Genomic DNA, 17,597 nt, shown 5'->3' with positions numbered 1-17,597 from the left:
TGTTATTCTTTCAGTATTCTTATCCTGGAGGTACTATGTCAACATTCGATCGGAAACGCATTCGGAATTTTTGTATTATCGCACATATCGATCACGGAAAATCGACGCTCGCGGACCGCATTATTGAGAAGACCGGTCTGCTCACCAGCCGGGAGATGCAGAACCAGATTCTGGACAATATGGAGCTGGAGAGGGAGCGCGGCATTACGATTAAGAGTCAGGCGATTCGCACCGTTTATCGGGCGAAGGACGGGGAGGAGTATATCTTCAACCTGATCGACACCCCCGGACATGTGGACTTTAATTATGAAGTATCCCGCTCCCTCGCGGCCTGCGACGGGGCAGTTCTTGTGGTGGACGCCACACAGGGCATAGAGGCGCAGACTCTGGCCAACGTCTACATGGCGCTGGACCATGATCTTGAGGTGATTCCTGTGATCAACAAGATTGATCTGCCAAGTGCCAATCCCGACGGGGTTGTGGAGGAGATTGAGGATATCATAGGCATTGAGGCGCAGGATGCGCCCCGTGTCTCTGCAAAGACGGGGCTGAATGTCGAGGAGGTGCTGGAGGCCATCGTGCAGAAGCTTCCCGCACCGGAGGGGGATGAGACAGCGCCGCTGCAGGCCTTGATCTTTGATTCTCTTTATGACAGCTACCGCGGCGTTATCGTGTTTATGCGCGTGAAGAACGGCACGGTGAAAAAGGGAGACATTGTCCGGATGATGGCGACAGGGGCGGAGATGGAGGTTGTGGAGACCGGTTACTTCGCACCGGGGCGCTTTATTCCCTGCGATGCGCTGACTGCTGGTTCCGTCGGCTACCTCACGGCGAGCATCAAAAATGTGCGCGACACCCGGGTCGGTGATACGGTGACTCACGCGGAGCGCCCCTGTGCAGCGCCTCTGCCGGGTTACAAGAAGGTCACTCCCATGGTCTACTGCGGCGTCTATCCGGCAGATGCGGCGCGCTATCAGGATCTTCGCGATGCGCTGGAGAAGCTGCAGCTGAACGACGCCTCGCTCTACTACGAGCCGGAGACGAGCCTCGCTCTGGGCTTTGGCTTTCGCTGTGGTTTTCTGGGCCTTCTCCATCTGGAGATCGTTCAGGAGCGGCTGGAGCGAGAGTACGATCTGGATCTCGTGACGACAGCTCCCGGCGTCGTGTATCGCATCTATAAGACAGATGGAACCATGCTGGAGCTCACAAACCCCTCCAATATGCCGGATCCCTCGGAGATCGAGCACATGGAGGAACCGGTGGTTTCGGCAGAGATCATGCTGACGAAGGAATTTATCGGGCCTATCATGCAGCTTTGCCAGGAGCGGCGCGGCATCTATCTGGGAACAGAATATATGGAGCAGGAGCGCGCGGTTCTGAAGTATGAGCTCCCGCTGAATGAGATTATTTACGATTTCTTTGATGCGCTGAAGTCCCGCTCCCGCGGCTACGCCTCGCTTGACTATGAGCTGAAGGGCTATATGAATTCCAGACTCGTGAAGCTTGATATTCTGATTAACCGTGAGACAGTGGATGCGCTCTCCTTCATCGTTTTTGCGGATGGGGCCTATGAGCGCGGGCGTCAGATGTGTGAGCGCCTGACAAAGGAAATTCCGCGTCACCTCTTCGACATTCCGATTCAGGCAGCTGTCGGATCAAAGATCATAGCGCGTGAGACCGTGAAGGCATTGCGTAAGGATGTTCTTGCGAAGTGCTACGGCGGAGATATCTCGCGCAAGAGAAAGCTGCTTGAGAAGCAGAAGGAAGGAAAGAAGCGCATGCGTCAGATCGGAAGTGTGGAAGTACCGCAGAAGGCGTTCATGAGTGTGCTGAAGCTTGGAGATGAATAAGGAGATAGAACATGCGGGAGAGAAGCGGCCGCTGGAGCTTTATATCCATATTCCCTTCTGTGAGAAAAAATGTGATTACTGCGATTTCCTCTCTGCCCCGGCGGGCGAAGCTGTGCGGCGCGCCTACGTCGCACAGCTGATCGAGGAGATACGCGCAGAGGGTCAGGTGCTGCCGGATTGCCGCCTGACCAGTATTTTTATCGGGGGCGGGACGCCGTCCGCGCTCTCCGGGCTGCAGATCTTCAATATGCTGAGTGCGGTGTACGAGAGCTTTGCAGTGGATTCCGGTGCGGAGATCTCAATCGAGTGCAATCCGGGCACACTGAACGAGACGAAGCTCAGCTACTACCGGGAGGCCGGCATCAACCGCGTGAGCCTGGGTCTTCAGTCCACGGATAATGAGGAGCTGCGTCTCCTCGGACGCATCCACAGCTACGAGGACTTTCTGCACAGCTATGAGCTGGTCCGTGCAGCGGGCTTTAGGAATGTGAATATTGATCTGATGAGTGCCCTCCCGGGACAGACACCGGAGAGCTGGCGGGCAGGCCTGAAAAAGGTGCTCATGCTGCGACCGGAGCACATCTCCGCCTATTCTCTGATTCTGGAGGAGGGCACGCCTTTTTATCAGCGCTACGCGCTTGGTGAGGGACAGGCTATGCTGCCGGACGAGGATGCGGAGCGGGAAATGTATGCCGACACGCAGCGTATGCTTGCAGCGCAGGGCTATCAGCGCTACGAGATATCGAACTATGCACGTCCGGGCTGTGCCTGCCGCCACAATATCGGCTACTGGACCGGGGCGGAGTATCTCGGCGTAGGGCTGGGGGCCTCCAGCCTCATCCTGAACCATCGCTACCACTCGGAGACGGAGCTTCAAAGCTATCTGCATGTCCGCATGCATGAGGATCTGACGCCGCTCTATCAGGATCTGGAGGCGCTCTCTCCGGAGGACAGGATGGAGGAGTTTATGTATCTGGGGCTTCGCATGATGGAGGGAGTCTCAGGGGCAGAATTCTACGAGCGCTTCGGGCAGAATATGTTTACGGTTTTTGAGGCGGCGATACGGAAGAATCTGGTGCTGAAGCTCATTGAACAGAGGGGCTCACAGATACGCCTCACGGAGCGGGGCATTGATGTCAGCAACCGGGTGTTTGCAGATTTTTATCACGCGATTCCGCGGAGATGAAGAGGAAATTTTTATAGTCTTTTATTTCATCGGCAGCTCGACGATAAAGGTAGTTCCCTCCGCGCGGCTGCTCTCGCAGCGTATGCTGCCGCGGTGCATATGAACGATATTCAGGGCAATGGAGAGCCACAGCCCGTAGCCGCCGATTCTCCGGGCGCGGGATTTGTCGACGCGATAGAAGCGCTCGAAGATATGCTGGAGTTCCTCCGGGTTGATTGCCTCGCCTGTGTTGTTTATTGTGATCAGCGCGCGGTCCTGTTCCTGCCTCGCAAGGAGCAGCGCGCGACCGTTTTCTCCGGCATATTTGACAGCATTATCCAGCAGAATGGTGATGAGCTGTTTCAGATGCCGCTTACTGCCGATCAGGTGAAGGGCAGGTTCCACCTCGCCGGCCCGGCTTTTTTCTTTTTGTGCTATACTGGGGGCGGTTAATGATGGAAAACTCTGGAAGCCGCATCTCGGTTTTCAGAACAGGAGGCCCTGCTTTGAGAAAGATTATATTGGAGGATCCGCTGAGTCTCCGGAAGATCACGGACAGCGGACAGTGCTTCCGTCCGGTGGAGCTCGGCAGCGGGCTGTATCGTTTCGTCTGTGGGGAGCATATTCTGTATTGCCGGCAAGACAGTCTCTGTGAGCTCTCTGTCTCCTGTGACGAGGAGGAGTGGGAACAGAGGTGGAGACAATACTTTGATCTGGATCGAAGCTATGCGGCGCTCTGCGCGCCGCTTCTGGAGCCGGGCGGGGACCCCTTCCTTCGGGAAGCAATCTGCTGCGGGGAAGGAATGCGGGTGCTGCGGCAGGATCCGTGGGAGATGCTGGTCTCCTTCACCCTGTCACAGAGAAAATCCATTCCGGCAATTCGTACTGCGGTGCGCCTTCTCTGTGAACGCTACGGGGAGCGGAAGCATACAGCATATGAGGGCGAGGCTGTAGCACTTTTCCCTGCACCGGAGGTACTTGCGCAGTGTTCAGCAGAAGAGCTCGGGGAGTGCGGGCTGGGCTACCGCGCAGCCTACGTGAGGGACTGTGCGGAGAAGACCTGTGCGGGGGAGCTCCTGCCTGAGAGGCTTGAAAAGCTTCCGGACGACGCGCTCTTTGAGGCGCTGTGCAGCGTGCGTGGTGTCGGAAAAAAGGTCGCAAACTGCGTGATGCTCTTTGGCTATGGAAGGAGTAAACGTGTGCCTTCGGATGTCTGGATGCAGCGCATAGTGGAGCAGAAATATGCAGGAGAAGAGCCCTTTGAACACTGGGGACACGCAGGGCTTTTGCAGCAGTATGTGTTTTATTATGCTCTGGAGCACAAGGAGGAACTCAGAGGGCAGGAGAAGGGAGAGAGAAAATGAAAGCTAAAATCCGGCTTCGCACGCTAACACTGGAGGAGCTGAGGGAGATTTATGATAATCGAATGAGGCGGGATTTTCCGCCGGAGGAACTGAAACCTTTCCGGAAGATTCAGGAGATGTATGAGAGCGGGCATTATGTCGGCTACGGTGCCTGCACGGAGGAGGACGAGAAACAGATTCTTGCTTATGCGCTCTTCTCACGTCTCCGTATACGGGAGCAGAGGCATTATCTTTTTGATTATTTTGCGGTAAAGGACGGACTGCGCGGCAGCGGTATCGGGACAGAGCTGCTGGCACAGCTGCCGCTGTATATGAAGGATGCAGCGAGTGTCATCGGAGAGGTGGAAAATCCGGATTATGCGGAGAATACCGCGACAGAGAAGCTCCGGGAGCGGCGCCTTTGCTTCTATCGCAGAAATCATGTGCGGGAGACAGGCATTACCGCAAGAGTAATGGGTATGGAGTACCGCATCGTTGAGGCGGGAGGAGAGAGGCAACACACGCAGAGCGAAGTACGTGAGCTGCTGGAGGCGTTCTATCACCTCTTCTTCCCGGACAGCCTCTATCAGCAGGAGGTGCTGATTCGTTGAGGCTGCAGGACAAAGAAGATTCCACGATTCGGATGAATTGGTGTACGAAAGCGCTTGCGCTCTGTGCGGCTTTGTTCTACAGTGAACGTAAGTCGCAGGATAAATTTGTACAGCATACGCCTATAGGATTGCTGTCAATTGCTATGGCGACGCGTAACAGGAGGCAGAGACGAGCTGTACCGGCTCAGCGCTGAAACAGGCGCAAAACAATGGAGGTATTACATGAGTATCTATGAATTTGAGATAGAGAAGAGCAGCGGAGAGAAGATCTCCTTGAAGGAGTATGAGGGCAAGGTGCTGCTTATCGTCAATACGGCGACGGAGTGCGGCTTCACGCCACAGTATGCGGAGCTGCAGAAGCTCTACGCAGAGTATCAGGAGCGCGGGCTGGAGATTCTTGATTTTCCCTGCAACCAGTTCGGTCACCAGGCACCCGGCACGGACGGAGAGATCGCGCAGTTTTGCTCCGGCCGCTTCGGCGTAACCTTCCCGCAGTTTCATAAGATAGATGTAAACGGAGAGCAGCAGATCCCGCTCTATGCTTATCTCAAGGAGGAGCAGGGCTTTCAGGGATTCGACAAGGGCAATCCGATGAGTGCAGCCATGGAGGAGATGCTTGCGAAGGCAGATCCGGACTACGCGAAAAAGGCAGATATCAAGTGGAACTTCACAAAGTTCCTTGTGGATCGCAACGGAAAGGTCCTGCGCCGCTATGAGCCGACGGCGGACTTCGCGGAGATCAGGAAGGCAATTGAGCAGATTCTTTAAAATATTCCGGTCACGAAGATCTCAAGGCCAATCAGGATCAGGATACATCCGCCTATGATTTTGGCCCGGCTGCACAGGAACATGCCGATACGTTTCCCGGCGCTGAGGCCCCCGAGGCAGATCAGAAAGGTCACGACAGCGATAATGACGGCGGCGAGCAGAGCTTCTGCGGCACTGTATGAAGCGATGGTAAAGCCCACGGAGAGTGCGTCAATGGAGGTCGCAATGCCCTGAAGCAGGAGCATTGTGACACTAAGTCCTATCAGTCCAGTCTCACAGGCACTGCCATTTCGTATGCCGTCCAGAAGCATCTCCCCGCCGATATAGAGGAGCAGGAGGAGAGAGATCCGGGGGATGAAGGGACGCAGCACGGAAAATGCTTCCACCAGAAAATGAACGCAGAACCAGCCCAGCATGGGCATAAGCCACTGAAAGAAGGCAAAGGTCGCAGCGATGGCGAGGCCCTTTCGCCTCCGCATATTCGGTTCATTCAGACCGTTGGCGATGGAGACGGACAGCGCGTCCATCGCGAGTCCTGCGCCAAGCAGCACGCTGTTTAAAAGAAAGCTCAGACTGAGATTCATATGAATCCTCCCGATATTAAAATTTTTTATAAAAAAAGACCCGATGGCGTATGCCTACCGGGTCTTTTTTTGGACAGACTTCATGTATGGCAGCGCCTACATGAGTCTCGCAATTTAATACAAGCCAGATCCTTTTGGACCAGTATGTTGACTTGGAACGCCCCAAGGGGCGCTTGCTACTCCCTCATCTCTTTGTGCAGTTCATGTTTTCCTAAGGTAGCATCAGCCTCGTGGATTAGTCAAGAATAACATCTGCACGGGAAAGACCGGCTGTGCTATGATAGAAAAATCAAGAGAGAAGGAGAACACAGGCTTGAATATACTGAATCTGGAGCAGGTGGGCAGAGCCATCGGCGCGCGCACGATTCTGAAAGATGTGACAGTCGGAATCAACGAGGGAGACAGGATCGGCGTGATCGGGATCAATGGTGCAGGGAAATCTACCCTGCTCTCGATCGTCGCAGGGGAGACAGAGCCGGATGAGGGGCAGGTTGTGACACGGCGCCGGCTGAGAATCTCCTTCCTCCCGCAGAATCCCCGTTTTGATGAGAGGCGCAGCGTGCTTCAGAATGTGATCGCCGGAATTCAGGGACAGGAGGCACACTGGGATACGGAGGGAGAGGCACGGGCCACGCTGCTTGGCCTCGGCATTCCGGATCCGGATATCTCGCCGGCGATGCTCTCCGGCGGACAGAAGAAGCGGGCGGCGCTTGCGGCAGCACTGCTCACGCCCTGTGAGCTCCTCATTCTGGACGAACCGACAAACCATCTGGATTACGAGATGGTGGAGTGGCTGGAGGACTGGCTCCGGAGCTTCTCCGGGGCATTGCTCATGGTGACCCACGACCGCTATTTCCTCGACGAAGTGACGGAGCAGATCTGGGAGCTCGACCGAAGCTCGCTCTACAGCTACCGCGCAAATTACAGCGGCTACCTTGAGAAGAAGCAGGAGCGAATGAATTTTGCACTTGCTGCGGAGCGGAAGATGGCGGCGCTCTATAAGAAGGATCTTGCGTGGATGCAGCGAGGGGCCAGGGCACGCTCCACAAAGCAGAAGGCGCATATTCAGCGCTTCGAGGCACTGCGGGACAGGGAGAAGATCGCAGAGGAGCGGCAGGTCCTGATGTCCTCTCTTTCTTCGAGGCTTGGCGGAAAGACTGTGGAGCTCGAACGTATCTCAAAGAGCTATGGGGAGCACTGTCTGTTCCGGGATTTTTCCTATATTTTTTTGAAGACAGACCGTATTGGTATCATAGGGCGGAATGGCTGCGGCAAGTCGACGCTCTTAAAGGTTCTTCTCGGCATCACGCCTCCGGACGGCGGCAGGGTAGAGCTGGGGCAGACTGTGCGCTTCGGCTACTTCAGTCAGGAGAACGAGCGGCTTGATGAGCAGGCGCGCGTGCTGGATTATGTGAAGGAGGCGGCGGAGTTTATACGCACAGAGGAGGGACTGGTTTCCGCCTCCTCGATGTGTGAGCGCTTTCTTTTTGATGGAACGATGCAGTACACACCGATTGCAAAGCTCTCCGGAGGGGAGAAGCGCCGTCTCTATCTGCTGCGGGTGCTGATGGAGGCTCCGAATGTCCTGATTCTTGATGAACCGACGAATGATCTGGATATTCAGACCCTTCAGATACTTGAGGACTATCTGGATCACTTCGCGGGGATCGTAATTGTTGTGTCCCACGATCGCTATTTTCTGGATCGCGTCGTGACGCGGATATTCTCGTTTGAGGAGGATGGAAGCCTCGTGCAGAGTGAGGGGGCCTATGAGGAGTACCGGGAGCGGAAGCTTCTCGCTGCAGCGGAGCAGGAGAACGCGGTTCATGCCGGTGCAGGGCAGGCTGCTTCCTGCGCGGTGCCGCAGCGCACAGGGGAGAAGCAGGAGACAGCTGTGACACAGAGCGGCAGGGAGCACAGGCCGAAGCGGAGGCTTTCCTATAAGGAACAGCGGGAATATGAGGGACTGGAGGCGGAGATCGACAGTCTCACGGAGCGCTCGGAGCTGCTCTCCGCTGCGATCACAGAGGCCGCGACGGATTTTCTGAAGCTGCAGGCGCTCACGGAGGAGCGGGAGGCTGTGGAACAGTCGCTGGAGGAGAAGATAGAGCGCTATATCTTCCTGCAGGAGAAGCTGGAGGCGATGCAGAGCAGTTGAGGTGGCGGGAGAGGACCGGCGGGAGGTCAACATTTGCCGCATAACTATCTGTGATAAGCGGAGAGAAAAATAAAAAAACAGATATTATTTGAGTGAAGAAAAAATAGAAAAAAATAATTGGATTCTAAGCAAAAAATAAATAAAAATTATCGCGCAAAATTGACTTTTCATGATATTATGATATACTTGATTTAAGTTTTGACAGATAATAAAAAGAACCGTCTAAAAAAGAAGGGCTTTTTATATTAGCACGCTGTGCATGATATGAAAGGTCCTTTTTAATTTTGCGGCAAACCGCAATGAAGGAGGAAAAAAGATGGAGTGCATTAGTGTTCAGAGAAGAGATGTAGCTGTGAAGCCGAAGAAGCTGAGACGGGCCGGAGTGATACCCGCTGTCGTGTTCGGAAAGGCAGTTCCGGAATCCATTTCTATCCAACTGGACGAGAAGACCGCGCGCCGGCTGATTCGTACCAAGCGGGAGGGCAGCAAGCTTGAGCTGGACATCGAGGGAGAGCGTATCCCGGTGCAGATCAAGGAGAAGAGACTGAACCTCCTGAATCATGAGATAGAGCATATGAGCTTTCAGACACTCACCAGAGGGGAGAAGGTGAACAGTGTGATTCACATCATCCTCGCAAACGATGACAAGATCTCCGGCACGCTGGAGCGCATGCTGCTTGAGATCCCCTACGCCTCTCTTCCGCGGGATATGATTGACACCATCACCGTGGATCTGGACGGCATAAAGGCCGGGACCATTATTACCGTGCAGGATATCCCGGAGCTGATGAGTGACAAGATCGAGCTGAAGGTGGATCCGGAGAGCATTGTGCTGCGTATCAGCGAGAGAAAACAGCAGAAGGCTCAGCAGGAGGAAGCTGAGGAATGAGAGATGTGATCGGGCAGAAGGTCAGGCACAAGAGATTTGGCAGAGGTACAGTGACGGACTTATCCCGGGACAGAATTGTCGTTGCATTTGAGGAGGAGCGGAAGAAGTTCGTCTATCCGGACGCCTTCTACAGATATCTTCTCTTTGAAAACCACAGCATGCAGAGTGAGATTGATGTTGTAAACCGCGCGCATCTGCGTGAGGAGGAGAAGAGACGGGAGAAGCAGCGGGAGAAGGAGCAGCACCATGTGCGGCTGCTCGCCATGAAGATCGGCAAAAAGTCACAGGCCATTTTTAACTGTACCCGGGAAGAGGCAGAGGAAATATTTCGCTCCGGTGCTGCAGAGACGGGAATTTATCTGAATGGCAAGCTGAAGGGAAAACCCAGAATTCCCTCGACGCTCCAGCCAAATTCGGTCCTGATTTTTACGGAAAAGGATGCGAAGAGCGGTGAGAGAAGGGTGCATGGCGTCGCCATGGCGGATGCGTATTTCTGGGGCGGAGACTGTGAGGATGGGCGTATTCCCCTGCACGAGAGCCATGCAGTACTGCTGCCGGAGAGCACGGCACCCCTGCTTCGGGACTTTGAGGAGTTCTCAGAGTTCTGTGGGCGCTGGGGGCGCATTCCTTTTAAGACCTGTTCCCCCGATGCGGTGAGGGAGCTTCTGCTGGAGCTCTGTGAGCGGCTCGCCGGGAGCAGAAAGGAGGCGGAGATCAAAGAGCTCTGCCGCTACTTCCTGCGTATTAACCGCTATCCGGAGCCTGTGGCGGAGAAAGAGGAGACGGTGTAGAACCGTGAGAAGATGATATCTGTGCAATCGGGTGAGGAGGCGTTCCCACCCGATTGCTTTTTGTCATATAATTCTGTCAGGCTCTCCTTCAGGCTACTCTTTGTGCTTCCAAAAATCACAGATTTGTGGTAAACCGGAGCAGTGAGGACGGAAGGAGAGCACAGTGAAGCGCTATATATCGGATCTGCACTTTTTTCATGAGGCACTGAATCAAAATATGGATTGCCGCGGCTTTGCAGGTGTGGAGGAGATGACCCGCCACATGCTGGAGCGCTGGAACAGCCGGGTACAGAAGCGGGACGAGGTCTATATACTCGGCGATCTGGCACTCGGGAAGGGGGAGCCGGTAAACGAGCTCTTAAGAGCTCTGAATGGAAGGCTCTATATGATAGAGGGCAATCACGACTATTTTCTCAGGGATAAGAAGACGGATCTTTCACGCTTTCAGTGGGTGAAGAGCTATGCGGAGATCCACGATAACCAGCGGAAGGTTATACTCTCACACTATCCGGTCTTTTGCTACAACGGGCAGAATCGTCTGACTGCGTCGGGAAATGCGAGAAGCTATATGCTCTATGGCCATGTGCACAATACTTTGGATGAACTGCTGGTGAACCGCTTCATCCGCATGACACGGGAGACACGGCGGAGCGTCAGAAACCGGGAGAGCGGCGAGATAGAGGAGAGAAGCATTCCCTGTAATATGATCAACTGCTTCTGTATGTTCTCGAACTATGTGCCGCTCACACTGGATGAATGGATTGTTCTTGATGCCAAACGGCGCGCAGAGCTGGAGTTGAAGGATGTCGCGCAGAGTTTCTGACAGCTGCCGGAAGTGGACGGCAGATGCAGCCTTTTGAGCATTGGCGTTGACAGTAAAAATGAACGGATGGAGGGAAAGCATATGAAATTGATCAGGACAGAAGAGGCGGTGGGGCATGTTCTCTGCCATGATATGACACAAATTATTCCGGGAGAGTACAAGGGAGCCCGTTTTCGGAAGGGGCATATTGTCACAGCGGAGGATATCCCGGTGCTGCTCTCTATGGGAAAGGAGCATCTCTATGTCTGGGAGCTCACGGAGGGAAAGCTTCACGAAAATGAAGCGGCAGTGCGCCTCGCGGAGCTCTGCGGCAGTGAGGGGATGAAGCTCAGCGAGGCGAAGGAGGGCAAGATTGAGCTCAGCGCTGCGATTGACGGCTGTTTTCTGCTGGACAGTGAGCGCCTGCTCCGTGTGAATATGGTGGATGAGGTCATGATTGCGACGCGGAGAGGCGGCACGGCGGTGAAGGCGGGCGATAAGCTTGCCGGAACCCGGGTGATTCCGCTGATTATAGACGAGCGGCGTCTTCAGGAAGCGGAGGAGGCGGCAGGAAAGGCGCCGCTGATGCGTGTGCTGCCCTATAAATTAAAGACAGCAGCGATCGTGACAACAGGGAGCGAGGTGAAAAAAGGTCTTATTCAGGATCGATTTACACCGGTGGTGAAGGAGAAGCTCGCATCTTTTGGGATAGAGACCATAGCCGGAGAGCTGCCGGGAGACGATACGGAGGAGGTCACTGCGTCCATTCAGAGAATGAAGGACAGCGGGGCGGATATTATTCTCTGCACAGGCGGCATGAGTGTGGATCCGGACGACAATACGCCGGGCGCAATCCGGAAAAGCGGTGCGCGCGTGGTCTCCTATGGCACGCCGGTGCTTCCGGGGGCGATGTTCCTGATGGGTTACTATCCGGACGGGCGTCCGGTGCTCGGGCTTCCGGGCTGCGTGATGTTTGCGATGGAGACTGTGTTTGACCTGCTGCTTCCGCGGATTGCCGCAGGTGTGGAGCTCACGAAGCGGGATATCGCACTGCTCGGTGAGGAGGGACTGCTCCAGGCGAGGGGCCGAGCCGCGAGCAAGTTTTGACACCTCAACCAAAATTGAAAAAGAGGCATCATCTGAAGCGTGAACTCCTGAGCAGAAGCGCTTGCGACAGATGATGCCTTTTCGTTTTTTGATATGAGGTTTATGAATCAAGACGGAAGAATATTCCTGCGCTGCAGCTGCGACAAAAGAGGCGGGCGATATTTGTTTTCGCGACGATCCTCCGGCGTGTGCTTACTCCTCGCAGCGGTAGCTCACGATCAGTCCGTTTTTCTCCGCGTAGAAGCTGTCCAGACCACCTGTCGGGAAGACATCCACCGGAATGCTGCCGAAGCGATTGAGAATCTGCTGCTTCAGCGCACTGGCCATATTGGGGTTCAGACAGTGGGAGATGATAACCTCCTTCACCTGTCCGCTCTGTTCTTCAATATCCTGGAGAATTGCATTCAGTACGCGGCGGCTTCCACGAAGCTTGGATTTGATATGGATTTTTCCGTCGACTGCAATTCCGACACCCCAGAAGCCGAGGGTATTCGCTACAAAACCGGTCAGGCGGCTCATGCGTCCGTTCTTTACAAGATTGTCAAAGGAGGACAGGGTGAAGATGATGTGAATTTTCTGTACCAGCTGATTCAAAGCCTCTACGATACCTGAGAATTCCATTCCTGCCTCTATCATCTGCGTCGCAGCGCGGATCAGCAGCATCATGGATGGTCCCGCCTGTTTTGAATCGATGATGGCGATGTGCTTTCCGGGCTCTTCCTCAAGTACCATGCTGCGCGCAGTGCAGGCGCTGGCATAACTGCCGGAGAGTCCGGAGGAAATGGTAAAGGCAAGGGTGTCGCCGGGGAGGCTGAAGAACTCATGCCACGCCGCGGGGGAGGGACAGGCGGTCTTACACACCCGGCTGTGCTCCATGACGGAGATCATCTCCTCGATATTGATGCTTCTGTCATCAACAAACTCGTGTGCGTCCGTATGAAGAAAGAAGGGTACGCTGTCGTAGCGAATGTCCGGACTGCTGTGCGAAAAGTTGATATCGTCACAGCTTGAATCCGTAACAATATTCCACATAGGGCTTTCTCCTTCCAGCTTATAATCTTTCTTATTATACTACGCCGCTGGCATTTCTCAAACCGCTTTTGCAGCAAAGAGAGACTTTCGGCGTTTTAGGCTTGCTTTGCGGGGCCTGACGGCGGTATGCAGGCTGGTCTTGAGCCCTTAAACAGAATATGATATAAAGTAACGAGACTGCTACGGAGGTAAAAAGAAATGTATGATGTGATTATTATCGGCGCGGGGCCGGGAGGAATATTCTCTGCCTATGAGCTCTCAGAGCAGCGTCCTGATTTGAAAATTGCGGTATTTGATGCCGGACATTCGCTGGAGAAGCGGCACTGTCCCATTGATGGTGTGCGTGTGAAATCCTGTATCGGATGCAAGCCCTGCTCTATTATGAACGGATTTGGCGGTGCAGGTGCTTTTTCCGACGGAAAATATAATATTACAAACGATTTTGGTGGTACGCTCTACGAGTATATCGGCAGGGAGAAGGCTCTGGAGCTCATGCGTTATGTCGATGAAATCAATGTGCGCTATGGCGGCGAGGGAACGAAGATGTATTCTACTGCGGGCACAGCGCTGAAGACACTCTGCATGCAGAACAGCCTTCAGCTGCTCGAGGCGTCGGTGCGCCATCTCGGGACGGATATCAACTATATCGTGCTCCAAAATCTCTACGATGCGTTGAAGGAGAAGGTGGATTTCTTCTTTGATACAAAGGTGGAGCGGCTTGAGAAGCTTGCGCACGGCTATCGCGCGGAATACGCAGGCGGCGCTGCAGAGGGAAGAGAGTGCATTATCTCTGTCGGCCGGAGCGGAAGCAAGTGGATGGAGAGCGTCTGTGAGACTCTTGACATTGCCACAAAGTCGAATCGTGTGGATCTCGGCGTCCGTGTGGAGCTTCCTGCAGCTATCTTTGCCCATATTACGGATGAGCTCTATGAAAGTAAGATTGTGTACAGAACGAAGAAGTTCGAGGACAATGTGCGCACTTTCTGCATGAATCCGCGTGGGATTGTGGTAAATGAGAATACCAATGGCATTATCACGGTGAATGGGCACAGTTTTGAGGACGAGGCAAAGAAGACGGACAACACAAACTTTGCGCTGCTTGTCGCGAAGCATTTCTCCGAGCCCTTTAAGGATTCCAATGGCTACGGTGAGAGCATAGCCCGCCTCTCCAACATGCTGGGAGGCGGTGTGATTGTGCAGCGCTTTGGGGATCTGGAGCGCGGCAGGAGAAGCACAAAGAAGCGCATCGAGGAGAGCACGGTGCATCCGACGCTCGCAGCGACGCCGGGAGACCTCTCTCTGGTGCTGCCGAAGCGCATTTTGGACGGCATCATTGAGATGCTCTACGCGCTGGACAAAATTGCGCCGGGCACGGCAAATGACGATACTCTCCTCTACGGCGTGGAAGTGAAGTTCTATAATATGGAGGTCGCTCTGGATGAGAAGCTTGAGACCCGACATCCGGGACTCTTTGTCATCGGAGACGGCAGCGGTGTGACACACTCGCTCTCGCACGCCTCCGCAAGCGGTGTTTTTGTGGCGCGCTGCATCGCAGAGCGCATGGAAAAGAACTGAACCGGGGAGAGGCATTGCGATGAAAGCTGAGGTCAGAGATCTGACACGAGATTCGCTGGGACGTGGAATCTTTTTTTTCAGTCTGCCCCTGATTTTTTCAAATCTGCTTCAGATACTCTTTAATATGTCGGATATTGCCGTCATCGGACGCTTTGCGGGCTCCGCTGCACTGGGGGCCGTGGGCTCCACGACAACGCTGGTCACACTGTTTACAACTTTTCTCATCGGAATCGGGAGCGGCGTGAATGTGGTGACGGCGCGCTACTTTGGTCAGAAGCATCCGGAGGAGCTGGGAGAGAGCGTACACACGGCGTTGCTGCTCTGTCTCGGCATCGGCTTATTTGCGGCAGCGGCAGGGGAACTTGGTACAGTCGCGATCTTAAAGCTTCTGAACACGAAGGAGGAGCTGCTTCCGGGAGCAACGCTCTATTTGCACATTTATTTTCTGGGGATGCCGGCGCTTGCCCTGTATAATTTTGGCAATGCAGTCTTCAGTGCGGGCGGTGACACGAGAAAGCCGCTCCTGTACCTCACGGCAGCCGGGATACTGAATGTGCTCCTGAATTTCTTTTTTGTGCTTGTCCTGGGTATGGATGTAGCCGGAGTAGCGATTGCGAGTGTGAGTTCTCAGTATTTGTCCGCTATCTGTATTCTGTGGGCTCTCATGAGGACGGAGGGGCCTCATGCGCTTCGACGGGATAAGCTCCGGCTGAACCGGCAGAAGGCTGTGATGATACTGGCAATCAGTGTACCGGCGGGGCTTCAGAATGCTATCTTTCAGTTTGCCAATCTCTTTGTGCAGTTTGGGGTGAACAGCTTCAGCGCCACTGTAGTTGCGGGCAATGCCGCCGCGCAGAATGCGGACGCACTGGTATACGATGTGATGGCCGCATTTTATACAGCCTGTGGAAGCTATATCGGGCAGAACTATGGCGCAGGACGTATGGACCGTGTGTGGAAAACTTATCTCATCAGTATGAGCTATGCTTTTCTTGCGGGAATAGGAATCGGCGGTGCGCTGGTGTTCAGCGGACGCAGTTTCCTTGCACTTTTTACGAAGGATCCGGCTGTTCTGGAGGAGGGCCTCTATCGCCTCACGATTATGGGCTGCTGCTATGGTTTTTCTTCTCTGATGGACACGAGTATCTCTGCATCGCGCGGACTGGGGCGCGGCGCGGTGCCGACAGTCATTGTGATTCTGGGCTCCTGTGTGTTCCGCGTGGCGTGGATCTTTACGGTCTTTGCCTATTTTAAGACTGTGACCTCGCTCTATCTGCTCTATATCTTCTCCTGGGCAATCACAGGAGTGGCAGAGGCGGCCTATTTCAGAAAAGTATTTCGGGGTGTGTGGCATAGCGGAAGGGAAGCCAGAGTTTATAGCTTATAAGTCAAATAAGCTGCCTGTGGAAATACTATTCTGAAAAAAAAGGGGGAATACCGTGGATATTGTCGGAGCCTTTCAGGGCTGCTGCAGTCTAGGTTCTTGTTGTCGGATAAAGGAAAAAAGCAGCGAGCAGAGCGGCACCAGATAGAGATAGGCCGCAAACAGTATGCTTTCGGAAGGAGCGCCGATGGTGGAGAGAGGAACGCCGCCTGCGATGGACCAGGGAACCAGTCCCGCGATCAGGATGACGCTGTTCTCCATATCGATTGCGAAGCGCTCACGGGGTTCCAGCGTTCCGCAGAGCTGATCCGTGAGCATGGTGGCGAGCGTCTGGTTGCAGGCGATCATCGAGGTGAATACAGAGCTCAGAAAAACGGCGCAGAAGGGCGTCGTTTTTTTGCTGAGCGCCAGTATGGAGCTGCGGATGCCGGTGAGGAGCTCCGTGCGCTCAAAGATCCCCGCAAAGGCCGAGGAGATGCAGATAATGACGACAACGCGCAGCATGGAGAGTACACCGCCGCCGTTCATCAGTGTGGCGATCTGTGCATCACCCGCGTGAAAGCCGAAGACGGCAGTGTGCAGCAGGCGGGCGGGCGTAAATCCCTGAAACAGCAGGCAGAGCGGCGCGGCGGATAGAATACTGGCAGTCATGGCGAGACACACATTGAGGCGGAGCAGAGAGAGTGCAAGGATGATGGCTGCGGGCAGAAGGAGCAGGAGATGCAGCTGAAATTCCCGTTCAAAGAGCGCAGTGAGGTCGGTCAATGTGCCTGAAGCGGAAACATTTCTTCCGAGCAACAGATAAAAGCAGCAGCTCAGAAAGAAGGGCAGAAGAGAAGGACGCACAATTTTTGGAATGATGTCGTAGGGGGAGCAGTCTGTGAGCTCCGAGACCAGCAGCAGACTTGTTGAGACCGGAGAACAGCGATCGCCGAAGAAGACGCCGGAGAGTACCGCGCCGCCGGTGAGCAGGATGGGGAGCTGGAGCGTATTGCCCATGGCGGCACAGATCACCCCCATGGTGGCCGCAGTCCCAAAGGAGGTTCCGGTGAGGAAAGAGACGACGCAGTTCAGGACAAAGCACATCAGGAGAAATACGCCGGGCTTCAGAAAGGGGGAGGCGAGACAGATGATCTCTGCGATGGTTCCCGAGGCGCGCCAGAGTGCTGTCATGGCGCCGATGAGGAACATGGCAAGGATAATGTTCCGGATTGTCAGTATGCCGGAGAGCCACATACTCAGCACGGCGCGGGGACGGTGTCCGGAACGGAGCGCGTAAGCGGAGAAGATACAGAGCCCGCCGAGCAGTGCCAGAATGACGGAAAATTTCAATATAACGCTGAGCAGCAGAAGCAGGCAGAACAGAGTGAGTGTGATGATCTCCATAGGAACTCCTGTACAGAAAAAAGTTTGACACGCCGCTTATTATATATGAAAATGATATCAGGGTCAAAAGCCCGGGCGCGCGGCGGGCTTGCCCGCCAGAGAGCCAGAGGCTTTATGACCCGCCCCGCATGGAGCACGAAGGGACGCGAAGC

Annotated in this window: 16 protein-coding genes; 12 read left to right on the top strand and 4 right to left on the bottom strand. The window is 54.5% G+C overall.

Translation table 11 applies throughout. The annotated features are described in order from the left end of the window. Nucleotides 1-35: 35 nt before the first annotated feature. Nucleotides 36-1,850, top strand: coding sequence for a translation elongation factor 4 (gene lepA, locus J2S20_RS09790; protein ID WP_106611487.1), 1,815 nt, complete (start codon nucleotides 36-38; stop codon nucleotides 1,848-1,850). Further along, entirely contained in the window at nucleotides 1,843-3,036 is a 1,194-nt protein-coding gene (gene hemW, locus J2S20_RS09785; protein WP_307255233.1) for a radical SAM family heme chaperone HemW, read from the top strand. Before lepA ends, hemW begins: the two co-directional genes overlap by 8 nt. Before the next feature lie 21 nt (nucleotides 3,037-3,057). Here the strand turns inward: hemW and J2S20_RS09780 are convergent, their stop codons facing one another. Continuing rightward, entirely contained in the window at nucleotides 3,058-3,420 is a 363-nt protein-coding gene (locus tag J2S20_RS09780; RefSeq protein ID WP_307255232.1) for a sensor histidine kinase, read from the bottom strand. Nucleotides 3,421-3,521: 101 nt separating this feature from the next. Here J2S20_RS09780 and J2S20_RS09775 point away from each other — a divergent pair, with 101 nt between their 5' ends. The 3 genes from J2S20_RS09775 to J2S20_RS09765 all read left to right on the top strand — a co-directional run bounded on the left by J2S20_RS09775 (nucleotide 3,522) and on the right by J2S20_RS09765 (nucleotide 5,737). Beyond that, a complete protein-coding gene (locus J2S20_RS09775; protein ID WP_106611490.1) occupies nucleotides 3,522-4,379 on the top strand; it encodes a DNA-3-methyladenine glycosylase family protein in 858 nt (285 codons plus the stop codon). After that, entirely contained in the window at nucleotides 4,376-4,969 is a 594-nt protein-coding gene (locus tag J2S20_RS09770; RefSeq protein ID WP_106611491.1) for a GNAT family N-acetyltransferase, read from the top strand. The genes J2S20_RS09775 and J2S20_RS09770 overlap by 4 nt, the downstream gene beginning before the upstream one ends. A 222-nt stretch (nucleotides 4,970-5,191) precedes the next feature. Continuing rightward, nucleotides 5,192-5,737: a glutathione peroxidase gene (locus J2S20_RS09765; RefSeq protein ID WP_106611493.1), complete on the top strand. Its 546-nt coding sequence runs from the start codon at nucleotides 5,192-5,194 to the stop codon at nucleotides 5,735-5,737. Here the strand turns inward: J2S20_RS09765 and J2S20_RS09760 are convergent. Further along, nucleotides 5,734-6,321, bottom strand: coding sequence for a manganese efflux pump MntP (locus tag J2S20_RS09760; RefSeq protein ID WP_106611494.1), 588 nt, complete (start codon nucleotides 6,319-6,321; stop codon nucleotides 5,734-5,736). The genes J2S20_RS09765 and J2S20_RS09760 overlap by 4 nt on opposite strands. 277 nt (nucleotides 6,322-6,598) lie before the next feature. On the opposite strand from J2S20_RS09760, the gene J2S20_RS09755 reads away from it, so the two are divergent. From J2S20_RS09755 to J2S20_RS09735, 5 genes are all read left to right on the top strand, one after another. Continuing rightward, nucleotides 6,599-8,479, top strand: coding sequence for an ABC-F family ATP-binding cassette domain-containing protein (locus J2S20_RS09755; RefSeq protein WP_307255231.1), 1,881 nt, complete (start codon nucleotides 6,599-6,601; stop codon nucleotides 8,477-8,479). 316 nt (nucleotides 8,480-8,795) lie between these two features. Next, nucleotides 8,796-9,368, top strand: a complete 573-nt coding sequence (locus tag J2S20_RS09750; RefSeq protein ID WP_307255230.1) for a 50S ribosomal protein L25 — start codon at nucleotides 8,796-8,798, stop codon at nucleotides 9,366-9,368. Next, nucleotides 9,365-10,159, top strand: coding sequence for a hypothetical protein (locus tag J2S20_RS09745; RefSeq protein ID WP_307255229.1), 795 nt, complete (start codon nucleotides 9,365-9,367; stop codon nucleotides 10,157-10,159). Before J2S20_RS09750 ends, J2S20_RS09745 begins: the two co-directional genes overlap by 4 nt. Nucleotides 10,160-10,322: 163 nt before the next feature. Beyond that, entirely contained in the window at nucleotides 10,323-10,982 is a 660-nt protein-coding gene (locus J2S20_RS09740; RefSeq protein ID WP_106611498.1) for a metallophosphoesterase family protein, read from the top strand. Between the two features lie 81 nt (nucleotides 10,983-11,063). Further along, nucleotides 11,064-12,068 (top strand): molybdopterin-binding protein, encoded by a 1,005-nt coding sequence (locus J2S20_RS09735; RefSeq protein WP_106611499.1) that lies wholly within the window; start codon nucleotides 11,064-11,066, stop codon nucleotides 12,066-12,068. A 192-nt stretch (nucleotides 12,069-12,260) separates the two neighbouring features. On the opposite strand, the gene J2S20_RS09730 is transcribed toward J2S20_RS09735, so the two are convergent. Next, complete coding sequence (locus J2S20_RS09730) at nucleotides 12,261-13,100, bottom strand: DegV family protein (RefSeq protein ID WP_307255228.1); 840 nt, start codon at nucleotides 13,098-13,100, stop codon at nucleotides 12,261-12,263. A 198-nt stretch (nucleotides 13,101-13,298) separates the two neighbouring features. Between J2S20_RS09730 and J2S20_RS09725 the strand changes: the two genes are divergently transcribed. After that, nucleotides 13,299-14,675 carry an NAD(P)/FAD-dependent oxidoreductase gene (locus J2S20_RS09725; protein ID WP_307255227.1) on the top strand — a complete coding sequence of 459 codons (1,377 nt, stop codon included), beginning with the start codon at nucleotides 13,299-13,301 and terminating at the stop codon, nucleotides 14,673-14,675. 19 nt (nucleotides 14,676-14,694) lie between these two features. Beyond that, entirely contained in the window at nucleotides 14,695-16,062 is a 1,368-nt protein-coding gene (locus tag J2S20_RS09720) for an MATE family efflux transporter (RefSeq protein ID WP_307255226.1), read from the top strand. A gap of 72 nt (nucleotides 16,063-16,134) precedes the next feature. Here J2S20_RS09720 and J2S20_RS09715 read toward each other — a convergent pair whose 3' ends face one another. After that, entirely contained in the window at nucleotides 16,135-17,445 is a 1,311-nt protein-coding gene (locus J2S20_RS09715) for a Na+/H+ antiporter NhaC family protein (protein WP_307255225.1), read from the bottom strand. Nucleotides 17,446-17,597 lie beyond the last annotated feature (152 nt).

The sequence above is a fragment of the Moryella indoligenes genome (assembly GCF_030812885.1).
GTDB classification, from domain to species: domain Bacteria; phylum Bacillota; class Clostridia; order Lachnospirales; family Lachnospiraceae; genus Moryella; species Moryella indoligenes.
Note: the sequence above shows the minus strand (reverse complement) of the source record. Positions and strands in the feature narration are given on the sequence as shown.